The organism is Verminephrobacter aporrectodeae subsp. tuberculatae At4 (genome assembly GCF_000193225.1).
GTDB classification, from domain to species: domain Bacteria; phylum Pseudomonadota; class Gammaproteobacteria; order Burkholderiales; family Burkholderiaceae_C; genus Acidovorax; species Acidovorax aporrectodeae.
The window spans coordinates 1-11434 of record NZ_AFAL01000958.1; the positions used below are offsets into that span (position 1 = coordinate 1).

General features: G+C 67.5%; 11 protein-coding genes, 1 tRNA gene and 2 pseudogenes. 2 read left to right on the forward strand and 12 right to left on the reverse strand.

The features are described from left to right. The 11 genes and pseudogenes from VTU_RS0123005 to VTU_RS0123055 all read right to left on the reverse strand — a co-directional run. Positions 1-333 (reverse strand): CRISPR-associated protein Cas1 (locus VTU_RS0123005; protein WP_010109750.1); only part of this gene is annotated, 333 nt, incomplete at its 3' end. A gap of 11 nt (positions 334-344) precedes the next feature. Beyond that, positions 345-1115 carry a type I-E CRISPR-associated protein Cas6/Cse3/CasE gene (locus VTU_RS0123010; protein ID WP_010109752.1) on the reverse strand — a complete coding sequence of 257 codons (771 nt, stop codon included), beginning with the start codon at positions 1113-1115 and terminating at the stop codon, positions 345-347. After that, complete coding sequence (gene cas5e, locus VTU_RS0123015; RefSeq protein ID WP_010109754.1) at positions 1112-1852, reverse strand: type I-E CRISPR-associated protein Cas5/CasD; 741 nt, start codon at positions 1850-1852, stop codon at positions 1112-1114. Before cas5e ends, VTU_RS0123010 begins: the two co-directional genes overlap by 4 nt. A 1-nt stretch (position 1853) precedes the next feature. Then, on the reverse strand, positions 1854-3032 hold the full coding sequence (cas7e, locus tag VTU_RS0123020; protein ID WP_010109756.1) for a type I-E CRISPR-associated protein Cas7/Cse4/CasC: 1179 nt from the start codon (positions 3030-3032) through the stop codon (positions 1854-1856). Next, complete coding sequence (gene casB, locus VTU_RS30055; RefSeq protein ID WP_010109758.1) at positions 3029-3625, reverse strand: type I-E CRISPR-associated protein Cse2/CasB; 597 nt, start codon at positions 3623-3625, stop codon at positions 3029-3031. The genes cas7e and casB overlap by 4 nt, the downstream gene beginning before the upstream one ends. Next, positions 3618-5252, reverse strand: a complete 1635-nt coding sequence (locus VTU_RS0123030; RefSeq protein WP_010109760.1) for a hypothetical protein — start codon at positions 5250-5252, stop codon at positions 3618-3620. Before VTU_RS0123030 ends, casB begins: the two co-directional genes overlap by 8 nt. Before the next feature lie 7 nt (positions 5253-5259). Continuing rightward, positions 5260-7998: a CRISPR-associated helicase/endonuclease Cas3 gene (locus VTU_RS0123035; RefSeq protein WP_010109762.1), complete on the reverse strand. Its 2739-nt coding sequence runs from the start codon at positions 7996-7998 to the stop codon at positions 5260-5262. A gap of 37 nt (positions 7999-8035) precedes the next feature. Beyond that, positions 8036-8188 (reverse strand): hypothetical protein, encoded by a 153-nt coding sequence (locus VTU_RS32145; protein ID WP_010109764.1) that lies wholly within the window; start codon positions 8186-8188, stop codon positions 8036-8038. Positions 8189-8261: 73 nt separating this feature from the next. Next, positions 8262-8600: pseudogene (locus VTU_RS30060) on the reverse strand (ATP-binding cassette domain-containing protein); the annotation flags it as partial. Continuing rightward, a complete protein-coding gene (locus VTU_RS0123050; protein ID WP_010109768.1) occupies positions 8567-9790 on the reverse strand; it encodes an ABC transporter substrate-binding protein in 1224 nt (407 codons plus the stop codon). The gene VTU_RS0123050 and the pseudogene VTU_RS30060, both read right to left, overlap by 34 nt. A gap of 25 nt (positions 9791-9815) precedes the next feature. Beyond that, positions 9816-10280, reverse strand: coding sequence for a DUF2269 family protein (locus VTU_RS0123055; protein ID WP_010109770.1), 465 nt, complete (start codon positions 10278-10280; stop codon positions 9816-9818). A gap of 320 nt (positions 10281-10600) precedes the next feature. Here VTU_RS0123055 and infA point away from each other — a divergent pair, with 320 nt between their 5' ends. Continuing rightward, a complete protein-coding gene (infA, locus tag VTU_RS0123060; RefSeq protein ID WP_010109771.1) occupies positions 10601-10852 on the forward strand; it encodes a translation initiation factor IF-1 in 252 nt (83 codons plus the stop codon). A gap of 91 nt (positions 10853-10943) precedes the next feature. Further along, a tRNA-Pro gene (locus VTU_RS0123065) sits at positions 10944-11020 on the forward strand. Positions 11021-11204: 184 nt separating this feature from the next. On the opposite strand, the pseudogene VTU_RS35260 reads toward VTU_RS0123065, so the two are convergent. Continuing rightward, positions 11205-11434: pseudogene (locus VTU_RS35260) on the reverse strand (hypothetical protein); the annotation flags it as partial.

Here is an 11434-nt window from a genome sequence, read left to right on the forward strand (position 1 = left end):
GGCCTGGCGCCGCGCCACGTCCGACCGGTCCGGCAGCAGCGGCAGCGCGGTGTAACTGCGCACGCCGTCCTCGCCCACTGCTGCGAGCAGGGTGCCGTGGCGCGCGAGCAAGCGCAGCGCATCGTGCGTCACGCTGCTGCCTGGCCCCAGAAGGATCGTGGACACTGCTTGGTGCGGGATCTGGTCCATGAGCGGCGTCAGGCTGTTGCGCCCGCGCAGAAAGTGCAGACAGCCATCGACCACGCACAATTCGCCGCGCGACAGCCACAGCAGGCCATGGCGGTCCGCGTGCGGGATGCGCGCCGTCTCCAGCCCCAGCCGTCCCTTGAGCATGGCGCCCGCCCTCAGGTGGCCCGACTCAGCAACAGCATGCCAAAGCCAAAGGCACGGTGCCGGGCCACGCCGCGCGCGAGCAATTGCGCAAACGCCGCCGGGTCCAGTACGCGCAGATGGCCTTTGAGGAGGGCATCCGGTCCGTCGCTCACGTGGCCATGCCGCGCCGCCTGAGCGGACGTCGCCTGCGTGCGCCGCACGATTTGCTGGCGCTGGTAGCCAGCCAGGTGCACGTCGTCGAGCAGTTCGACCGCGCCCTGCCAGGGCTCGCGCGCCGCGCCCTCCCGTGGCGCCAAGTGCTCGCGCAGCCATTGCACGTAGACGGTCTGGCGGTTCAGCGGCGCGCCCTGCGCTTGCTCCACGGCGTGCAAAAAGGCGTCGCGCTCGCCCTTGGCCGCACGCACCGTGGCCCGCAGTCGCACCTCGAAGCCCAGCACCTGACCCGCCGGCCAGTGTGTGGGAAACGGGCGCAGGCGGTAGCCTGCGTGCTGGTCGTTCGCGCCCAGGCCCAGCGTCTGGGCCGCCAGCGGGTCGGCCAGCGCCACCTGTGCACGCATGGCGTCGGCATCCAGCGGCGTGTAGGCCAGCAGGCCCTGGTGTTCGTCGAGGTAGCGAAAGGGTTGCGGCGCTGCCTGGCCGAAGGCCGCGCGCAGCAGGCCGTGCAGGGCGTCGCCCAGGTCGGACGCTTGCCGCTCGTGCCGCGCATGGTGACGCGCCACCCAGGCCGCGAGCAGGCGCGCGTCGGGCCGGGTGTGCAGCAGGTGCAGGGACGGCGTGCTCATGCCGCCGCCTCCGCGCGCAGCCGGCCTTCGCGCACCGGGCGCCAGCCGCCGTGCAGGCCGCTGGTCCAGTTGCGCTCGTCGCACAGGTCGCTGCGGCGGTCGCTCGGCAATGCGCCCTGGCCGTCCGGCCACTGCGCGCGCCAGCCCTGCGCGTTCGCCGGCAAATGCCGTGACCAGGCCTGCAGGGCACCGAGCACGTGCTCGGCCTCCTGCCAGCCTGCGACCAAGCGTCCTGCGGGAAGACAGGGCTTGCGGCCGATGAACAGGGGGCGCATGGGGCGGTCCAGTGCGGAGGCGATGGCGTCCAGCGTCGGGGCCTCGTCGCAGGGTGCGAGTTGCAGCGCGACCCAGGCCGTGACTTCTGCATGGTAGTGGCGGTAACGCAGGTGCGGCCCTGCGTAGGAGCCCAGCCCGCCACGCCGTTCCTCGGGTTGGCCCCAGGTGGTCCAGGCCGTGTCGGCAGCGCCGAGTTCCGCCGTCTGGAAGTCCACCAAGCGGGTGCTCATCGCCGTGTCTGCGGATCGTGCCATGGGCTCCAGCACGGTGCCCATGCGCAGCCGTTGCTGCAAGCGGTTGTGCAGCGCGTCGTCGCCCCGGTCCCAGCCCAGTGCGTTGGCGATCAGGCCGGTGAGCATGGACAGCGCCGGAAAGTCCCGGATCACCCCCTGGTTGTCAATGCTCTCGCCGCCAAAGGCGATCAGCGGCGACGCCAGGCGCAGCATCAGATGCTGCGCCATGTCAAGCCTCCGCGCGCGTGACGGCGTTCTGCGCCCAATTGGCCAGCGCCCCGAGCGCCAAGCGCTGCGCGCCAGGAACCTGCACCGCGTCCACCGCGAGGTAGCGCCGCGCGAGCGGCGCTCCGTAGGCCGCGTCCAACTGCGCGATCTCGTCGGCAATGCGCTCGACGGCCGCCCTGCGCAACGCCGGCTGGTTCTGTGGCAGTGCGTTCTGGAACGCGCCGGCAAGACTGCGCGGCTGCCAATCGCCGGCTTCGAGCAGCATGAATTTCGCCCACTCGAAAGGGGCCGTCGAGCCGCGCTTGGCGCCGGGGCTCACGGTGGCCACGAGGTGCAGCAGGTGTTGCACCACGCGGCCGGCCAGGGCGCGCTGCTCGGGTGCGACACGGGTCCAATCCCCGGCGTTCACACCTTCCAGGTTGGCCACGAGCTGCGGGACGTCGACGACCACATAGCCGTAATACAAACCGCTGGTCAGCTCGGTGTCGAAGATGCCGGCCGAACCGGTTTCGCCCGCTTCCCGCGGCAGGTCGTCGACCACGGTGAAATAGTCGTTCTCGACTTGCTCCTCGTGCACGGTGAAGGAGTGCGCTACATAGACCGCAGCGTCGCGGCTGGCGAGCACGTCGGAAGTGACCATGCGGCCAAACAGTGCGGACTCCAGGCCGCTGCCCAAGCGCAGCGCCTCAATGTTCTTCTTCTCGTCCTTGAGAAAGCCGTCGATCGCTGCCTTGAGCGCCTTCTCGTCGCTGTGCTTGGCGGCCAGGGTTTTGCAGCGCCCTACCAGATAGTTGATCTCGGCGTAGCCGAGCAGCACGGCTTGCCCCGTCTCCAGCGCGTCCTCGCCCTTGCGGTCCTTGCCCTTGTCCAGCAGGCCGGCTGCACGCAGGCCCTCCGCTGCCTGTTGTGCCTGCGCCTCGGCCACTCCGGCGGCGACCAACTGGTCCCGGATCAGGCGCAGCGTGTTGCGCGAGCGCACGGCCATGGGAACTTCCAAGCGTTTGAGCGCAAAGGCATCGTCGGCCATGCGCCAGTGGCGCTTGAGGCACTGCGAGGAAATGCGCGTGCGCATCTTGTCCCCATAGGGCAGGCGCTTGGCCAAGCCCGTGTCGTCACGATTGAGCAGCGCGGCGGGGTAGTTGTGCAGCGTGTGGATTTGGAGAAAGCGGGGCAGTGTCATGGTGGATTTTCCAGAAATTCATGGGGATCATTAGGCATTCGCGGCTCGAGCTGCCGGGCCGCGAAGTACGAGTAGGCAATGTGCATGCGCAACTGCTCGGCCCGTTCTGCGTCACCGGGCTGGCTGCTGCCCTCCTTCAGAACCAAGTCGCCGAGTTCGCGCCAGTTCGGCCGCACGTCCCTGGAAGCCAATAGCCGCAGGATGCGTGGCAGCAACTGCCGAAAGGCCTCGCCTCTGGCCGTGAGCAACCGGGTCACGCGGGACTCGCTCACATCCGCATTGGCAAGCTGCTTGCCAAGACGGCCGGCGCCGTCATGCCCCGCCAGTGCCACGCCATGGACAATGAGTGTCCAGCGCAGCCAGGTCTCGGCACGCCAGGTTTCCGGCTGCAGGCCGGTGGACAGCAGCGCGCGGGATAGCGCCGCAAGCTCGTGCGGGCGCAGGGCATCGGGGTCGAGCCGCGCCAGCGCCGCGCGGTCTCCGGAGCCGGCGCGCTGCATATGCGCTGCCAGCGCGGCGTAGGGGTTGCTGCGCTGCCTGGTGGCCTCGGCTTTGTTTGCAGTGGCTGCGTCGATGGGGTTTTCATCATGCATGGTGTTGTGTCCGATCCGTGTCGCCGGGGTGCGACCGGGCGTAGTGGTCGGCCAGATCCGGCAGCTTTGACCGCAGGCCGCGCACGTGCCAGAGCGCGACTGCGCGGGCCTTGTAGCGCTGCATGCCGCTGCGCGGGCCGGCGTTGAAGGACTGGGTCAGCACGCGTTCGGCACGCTTCTCCAAACCCCGCAACCAGCATAGGCGCAGCTTCAGGCGGTCGGCGTCGTCTGCTTCGGCCTCCTGTGCCAAGTCGTCGAAGAAGCGGGAGTCTTCGTTCGCCTCGAAGGGTTGTGTGAAATGATCCACCTTCGCCTTGTCATTGTTGCTGGGGCTGTCGTTGTAATTGCGGATCGCAAACAGAGTCACCAGCGCATGCCGCAGCAGCTTGCGCATTTCGGAGATGACAGCAATGCGCTGCTTGGCTATTGTTGCAACGTCCACGCGCTGCGGTCCGAGGCCGAGGAGGCTTCGGCGCAGTTTGGGCGAGATGGGAATGCGCCGCTCGTGGTAGCCCTCGGTCCTTCCCTTGCCACGCGTTCCACGCGCTATCACCTGCACAAGGACTTGCAGCGTCGCGTCCCGGGGCCAGCCATCGAGTCGCCAGGCCGCACCATGCTCGTAGTCTCCGCCCGTCAGCAGTTTGGTCATGAGCTCGTATGTGAAGTCATCCCTTGTCTGAACCGTCAGCGCCTTGCCTTTGGCTCTGTTCACCGGGGTCCAGGGATCGCCTGTGCGGCCATTGCGCTCCTTGCCGGCCACGCGCGACACCTCGCTGACAGTTTTGCGGGCAAGCAGCACACCGCCTGCATCGTCCAGCCGCACACGCTGGCAGACCTCAATGTACAAGGGGTCAAGCGTTTGCATGGAGAGCGACTCCGTTCCCGACCAGGGCAGCAGCCACAGCAGCGCATGGCCACCTTCGGCCATCAGTTCCTGCTGCTCTGCAATGACGGTCCGCTTCATGAGCAGCGTTTGCAGATCGGCCGTCCAGCGTGCTCCCCAGCCCTCTCCTGCCGGCACCACGCCCACGCCAGGGCGATTGGCAAGGCCACCGTCCATGCGTGAGATGCCGTAGTTCTTTCTTCCCAGGAAACCCCCTTGCGTTTGCAGGCTGAGCAGCGCGAACAGCCAATCGTCGGGCTCGCTGCGCCGGGCCCGGGCCCGCGCCGATTTGAGGTCGTGGTTCTTTGACGTAACCAGCATGTCCAACTCGTCGGCAGCATGCAGCACGTTCTTCCAGTCCGTGACCCGCTCACCCGGTACGGCTGCCTGCAGCAGCGCTGGCCGCCCGGGAAGTGCGACCAGGCACCAGGCGGCGCCGTCTGCATCGTCCGGTGTCAGCCCGAGCAGTGCGGCGCGCCATGGGGGCGCTTCGGTCCAGGGCTGCGTCTGCCCGGCGCGATGCAGGGCAATGGCCCCCAGTTGCGCGAGGAATGCGTGCCAGGGGTGGCGCTGGTGGGGCCGCAGGGCCGGGAAGTCGCGCACCCTGTCGGCCGCCATGGCGGCCAGCAGTTCGGGCAGGCTGCTGCGCTGCAGGTCGCCATGGGCCGTGCAGCGCCAGCGGATCAGGCTGTCGTCCAGCAGGTTCCAGCGCAGGCCGGGGGAGGGGCTGTGATGCGGCGTCATCTGGGTGTTATTCGTCAGGGTTGGTTGCAATGCGCTCCAAACCCAAGCGACTGTAACTGTATTGTGCCGTCCCCAAATGGAAGCTGAAACCCTTGCCTTCGTCCAGCAGCTTCAGGTCTTCGACCTGCGCCTCGGTCGGCAAGGCGTGGGCAAGCAGGTGGTGCCGGATGGCCAGTTGCGCGACCGCTTGGCCAAACGGGCCGGGTACCGGCGGGTCGAAGCTGACGATGCGGTCAGCCGCGCCGATGCGGCTGCCAATGCGGCCTTCATCCGGGAACCGCATGTCTTCCAAGGCTTGCTCCACCGATAGCGCATGCAGGTTGGCCATGGTCTTGGTGGCTTCGAGCGCGCCTTTATACTTGTTGCCGAAATTCTCCCAGGATTTGCCCATTTCCTCGGCGATCGCGGTCAACGCTTCGGGGTGCGTTGCCCGTTCGACCAGCATGCGGTTGTCCGCCGGGATGTGGCGCGTGGGCTCGGCCATGACCAGGCGCCGCGTGGCTTCGAGCACGCGCAGGTCCACGTAGACCCCGGCCATGGAATCGCCCTGGATGCGGATAGGACCCAGACCATGGCGCTGGCGCTGGAGCAGCGGCGCAAGATCGTCTCCCGGCGGGGTGAGCACCCAGGCGCGTGGATCCTCGAAGCCAGCCGGGCGCTGCTCGCCGGGGGCGTCGGCGCTGGGCCGCGCATGGCGGTGCAGGCGACCCAGGCGCTGCAGCAGAACGTCCATGGGGCACAGGTCGGTGATGAGCAGGTCGGCGTCGATGTCCAGGCTTTGCTCCAGCGTCTGCGTGCCGATGACGACCAGGCCGCCACGCGGCGCGCGCCGCTTGCCGATCTGGGCCTGCACCTCGGCGTCGAGCAGTGGCCGGTCCTGGCGGCTGAAGCGGCTGTGGTGCAGCGTGCTCGTGCCGGCGAGCTTGAACAGGCAGTCCAGACCCTGCTCCGCGGCCAAGGCTTCCACGGCCCGCAGCGTGGCGATCGCCGCGGGCACGGTGTTGCGCACCACCAGCACGCGCGCTCCCGCGGCGCAGGCCTGCACTGCCAGCGTGGCGATGCGCTGCGGCTCATCGATCAGGTCCAGCGTCTGCCAGTGCACGAGCTTGTGCCGCGGATTGCCCTGCACGGGCCGCAGGACCGGTCCCGCGGCGGACCCGTGGCCGATGGCCGGATAGGGCTTGGCCAGGGCGCAGTCCAGGGAAGGCAGCGTGGCGGCGCCGCTGCTGCCGCTGCCAATGGCCAGGTAGCGCGAGCGCGCCGACGCACCCAGCGTGGCCGAGAGCAGCAGTGCCTGGCCGCCATACGCCACATGGGTGCGCAGCAGGCGTTCGAGCAGGCGCGTCATGTAGGCGTCAGAGGCATGCACCTCGTCCACCACCAGCAGGCTGCGCGCCAGCATGGCCAGGCGCAGGTGCGCGTGCCTGGTTTGCAGCGCGCTTAGCAGGGCCTGATCCACGGTGCCCACGGCAATGGTCGCGGCCAGGCAGCGCTTGGGCGACTCTGCCGCCCAGCGGCGCTCGGCCTCGTCGGCGCCGGGTGCGTCGGACCACAGCACGCAGAAGTCGGGCAGCGCGGTGGCGGTTTGCCCGTCGGCCGCCGGGTAGCCCGGCAGGGCGCGCACGGTCACGGGCGGATCGCGCGGCCAGACGCGCCGTACGAAGGCCAGCACCCGCTCGTACAACTGCGTGGCGGCCACGCGCGTGGGCAGGGCAAAGTACAGCGCGTCCACCTGTCCTGCGCGCCACAGGGACAGGAAGCGCCACAGTGCGGCCTCGGTCTTGCCGCTGCCGGTTTCGGCCTCCAGGACGACGACCGGGCCAAGCCCCGCGTCGGCCAGCGCAAGCTGCATCGGCCGTGGGGTCGGCACGTCGAAGGCCTGTGCAAAGTCAAAGCCGGTCGCCGCGACACGCGCGGCGCAATCGCCGACGTCCAGGCCGACGGCGCGCAGCGCATGCCGCGCGCGTTCCGGCGCCGTGGCCGAACGGTCTTCACCTGGCCGGGTGTACGGATGAAAGCCTTCGCGCGTGTCCGATCCCAACCAATCGGCCAACTGCACCAGGCCGGCAAACAGGTGGACGAACTCGGGCTTGTCCGGCAGTTCGGGAGCGTGCTCGGCGAATGCGCGCGGGAAAATCCGCTGCATGCAATGTCCCATCGCTGCGACAGTCTCTGCGGGGTCGTAGATAAGGTTCTGCCCATCGTGCACGGGTTGCCAGATCGATTCGGAGGCAATGTCGGTGACCGGGCGCCCATGGTGGCTGATGCTGGCGTGCAGCAAGGCCCAGGTGTCGCCCCATGTGTTCATTTGCAGCAGGGGCAAGCCTTCGCGGATCCTCGGTGCAGCCGCCATGGAATGGGTGAACAGGGCCCATCCCTGCGCGCTGTGACCAGGCTTCTTCGGCACCGTCCAATAGCGCGGACGCTCGGCATGCTCCCAATAGCATCCCTGAAAGCCCGTATTGGCTTTCCCGATGTCGTGCAGGAAAGCGATGGCCCCGAGGCGTTCCACGTCTGTGGCTTGAAGCGGCCGGCCTGCTGCGGCCTCCAGGGCGCGGCGAACACCGGCCGTTGCACACAGCGCGACGAACACGCTGGCAACGTCGATCTGGTGATCGAGCAGCGGATGGATCGCCGGTGGCTGACCCGGCGATGGGTGGCGAGGCTTCTTGCCCCAGGCAATCCATCCTGCAACGGGCAGCAAGCCGTCACCGGCGGGAAGGGAAGGTGTTTCGTTGATCGCCACTGTCAATCTCTCCTGTGTGGACAAGTCCGCATTTGTCTCATACGCCCAAGTATTGCTCCAGCAGCTCCGGCTGCGCGCGCAATGTATCCGAACTGCCCTCGAAAACGATTCGCCCCTTGAGCAGGATGATGTTGCGCTCGGTGATCTGCGTGAGCTGCTTCCAGTTCTTGTCCACGATCACGCTGCCCATGCCGCTGTGCTTGATGAGGCTACAGATGCGCCAGATTTCGCGGACGATCAGCGGGGCCAGGCCTTCCGTGGCAGGGCGGCTGCGCGGCGCGCGACTGGGCTGCCAGGCGCAGGTTCTCGTGCACCGTGAGCGGCAAGAAGATATTCGTCTTCTGGTAGCTGCGCCCCAGGCCCTGGCGCGCGATGCGCTCGGGCGCCCATCCGGTGACCTCGGTGCTGCCCAGATGCACCTGGCCCGACGTGGGCGCCAGCTCGCCCGAGAGCAGGTTGGTCAGTGTGGACTTGCCCGCGCCGTTGGGGCCGATCACGGCGTGGATGCGGCCATGCCACAGGTCCACGGACACGCCGTCAACGGCGGCCAGCCCGCCGAAGCGCCGGGTCAGCTGGCGCGCGCGAAGCAGTGCCTCAGCCATGGCGCTGGCCGAGCATGCCCAGCAGACCGCGTGGCGCGACCATGACCACCAGCACGAATCACCTTGTTTTCCCCGTTCTCGACCCGGCGCAGATAGATGTCCTGTACCGGGTTGTGCGCGCGGCTCATGCGCCACTTGCCGCGCGGGCTGTCGATCACGGCAGCCTCGAGCGCCTTGTACAGGGCCGGTTTCGCCGACAAGTCGCCCTTGACGGCGTTCGCGCCTTGCACCAGCAGCAGGCCGGTGTCGTAGCCCTGCACCGCGTACACGTCGGGCTGGCTGCGGAAGGTTTTCGCGTACTCCAGCCGGAACTGCTTGTTGCGCGGCGTGTCCAGCGAGTCGCTGTAGTGCATGGTGGTGATGATTCCTTCGGCCGCGGGGCCGGCGGCGTCCAGCATCCCCTCGGTGAGGAAACCCGAGCCGTACAGCGCAATCTTGTTCTTCAGGCCCGCAGCCACGTAGTCGCGGATGAATTTGGCCGCGCCGCCGCCGGCAAAGAAGCAGGCGACCGCGTCGGGCTTGAGCGCAGCGATCTCGGTCAGCAAGGCCTGGAATTCGACGTTCGGAAAGGGCAGACCGAGTTCCTTGACGATGCTGCCACCCGCGGCCGTGTAGCTCTGCTTGAAGCCTTCGAAGGCCTCGTCGCCCGCGGCGTACTTCCAGGTGATCCAGACGGCCCTGCGGTGGCCCCTGTCCACCATGGCCTTGCCCAAGGCCAGGGTGGGCTGGGCGTTGCTGAACGACGTGCGAAACACATTCGCGCAGCACAGGGCCCGGGTCGCCGCATGCACGCCGGCGTTGGGGATCAGGTTGAGCACGCCAGTGTCGCGTGCGACCTTTTGAATGCCCATCTGCACGCCCGAATGCACGGTGCCAATGAGCACGTCCACCTTGTCGCGCTGCACGAGTTTGCTCGCGTTCTCCACGCCCTTGCCGGGCTCGGATTCGTCGTCCACCTTGAACCACTCGATCGCGCGCCCGCCAAGCAGGCCGCCTTGCTGGTCGATGGCCATGCGCACCCCGTTTTCGATGGCCACCCCCAACTGGGCGTAGGTGCCGGTATACGGCAGCATCAGGCCCACCCGGACCCTGCCGCTTTGCGCGCGTGCGCTGGAGGGCCGCAGCAGGCCCGTGGACGCGGCGCCCACGAGGACGGCGCTGCGGCTGATGACGAGGCGGCGGGTGGTCATGGGGATGGCTTCCTGGTGCGGCGGCTCATTTCACGACCATGAGCAGCAGGGCGACGATGAGCAAGGTGGTGGCGAGCGTGCCCATGGCGTTCCAGCGACTCGCCAGGCGCCAGTACGCGGCGGGGATCTCGCCGCTGACGCCGAAGGCCTCGGCCAGTTTGCCCTGCTTGTGCTGGATGGGAACGAGGACCGCCACCCAGATGGTGGCCGAGGCGTAGAAGCAGACTTGGGCCCAGAAGATCCAGGGGGTCTGAAGGGTGTTGAGTTTGAGGTGCCAGGCATGGACGTAGCCGCCGATGGCCAGCAGGGCGGCGCCGACCGCGGTGAATACCTTGTCGGTGAGCGTGACCAGGCGCTGCGAGAAGGCCAGCACCTTCGGGTCGCGGCTGCGGTCGGCCATCAGCTTCCAGAAGAAGGTGACGATGGTATTGCCCAAGAAAATGACGCAGCCCAGGATGTGGAGCGCAAGCCACCACCGTGTCTGTTCCATGCTTGTGTTTCTTTTTGGCGGTTGGACGGGAGAGCGCGAAGGGCGGTGCGCCCTCGACCAGGGTCGGCTGGAATGGGCCGATAGGCAAGCCATGATACACCACGGTACAATCGCCAAGTTTTGCTCAGCGCTTGTCTGTCCATTGAAGAAGAAGCCCGAGGAAGCCGTTTCCCACGGCCCCCGCCTGGTCTGCACTCCCGGGTGCAGCGACTCCCACCGCCCGCAATGCACCGTGTGCCGAGCCCCGACCACGCCACCGTTGCGCCGTGGTGGGTACCAGGCGTTCAGCGCCGATCACAGTTTGTTTTGAAAAGAGAGAAATGGCCAAAGAGGAACTCATTGAAATGCAAGGCTGTGTGACGGAAGTCTTGCCTGACTCGCGCTTTCGCGTCACGCTGGACAACGGTCACCAACTGATCGCCTACACCGGCGGCAAGATGCGCAAGCACCATATCCGCATCCTGGCGGGGGACAAGGTGTCGCTGGAGATGTCGCCCTACGACCTCTCCAAGGGCCGCATCACCTTCCGCCATCTGGCGGGCCGTGGCCCCGGGCCGTCGGGCAACCGCTGATGCATCTGCTGCTTGGCCATGGGTTTTTTTCAGACCCATGCGCCCCATGGACTGATTCCTGGGGGGAGGGCCGGGTTAGAATGCCGACCGTCGGAGCGTAGCGCAGCCTGGTAGCGCATCTGCTTTGGGAGCAGAGGGTCGCGAGTTCGAATCCCGCCGCTCCGACCATCTTTTTTTGAAAACCGATTGCAGCGTAGGGGCAGGTCACCCTGCACGGGCCCGCCTTGTTGCCAGCCACGCCAAGGCCAGACCGGTGACTGCGATTGGCAGCAGGGAGCCGGCATTGAGCAGGGCTCCGGTCACCAGCACTTCACTGTTGCCATTGCAGCAGGCGAATGGCGCAGTGCAACTACTACTCTTGGTCGATGGAGAAACCCTGTTTGACGATCTGCAAGCAGACCGATCCGCTAACCGGAAACGGCCTTGCCTGCGGGGTATAGCATTGGCAGGCGGCGTTCATTTGGGCGCAACCCGCTGGCGCGGTGGGCGCGAAGTCCTGCAAACGGGCCACGCGCCCGGCAGCGTCTCCGTCGGCCGGGGGCGCGCGCTGCGGCCGCGCTGCATCTGTCGCGGTTGCGACTT

Excerpts from the sequence above, each read along its gene's own strand:
- VTU_RS0123010 (WP_010109752.1), bottom strand. The coding sequence starts at position 1,115 with ATGAGCACGCCGTCCCTGCACCTGCTGCACACCCGGCCCGACGCGCGC.
- cas5e (WP_010109754.1), bottom strand. The coding sequence starts at position 1,852 with ATGGCGCAGCATCTGATGCTGCGCCTGGCGTCGCCGCTGATCGCCTTT.
- cas7e (WP_010109756.1), bottom strand. The coding sequence starts at position 3,032 with ATGACACTGCCCCGCTTTCTCCAAATCCACACGCTGCACAACTACCCC.
- casB (WP_010109758.1), bottom strand. The coding sequence starts at position 3,625 with ATGCATGATGAAAACCCCATCGACGCAGCCACTGCAAACAAAGCCGAG.
- VTU_RS0123030 (WP_010109760.1), bottom strand. The coding sequence starts at position 5,252 with ATGACGCCGCATCACAGCCCCTCCCCCGGCCTGCGCTGGAACCTGCTG.
- VTU_RS32145 (WP_010109764.1), bottom strand. The coding sequence starts at position 8,188 with ATGGGCAGCGTGATCGTGGACAAGAACTGGAAGCAGCTCACGCAGATC.
- VTU_RS0123050 (WP_010109768.1), bottom strand. The coding sequence starts at position 9,790 with ATGACCACCCGCCGCCTCGTCATCAGCCGCAGCGCCGTCCTCGTGGGC.
- VTU_RS0123055 (WP_010109770.1), bottom strand. The coding sequence starts at position 10,280 with ATGGAACAGACACGGTGGTGGCTTGCGCTCCACATCCTGGGCTGCGTC.
- infA (WP_010109771.1), top strand. The coding sequence starts at position 10,601 with ATGGCCAAAGAGGAACTCATTGAAATGCAAGGCTGTGTGACGGAAGTC.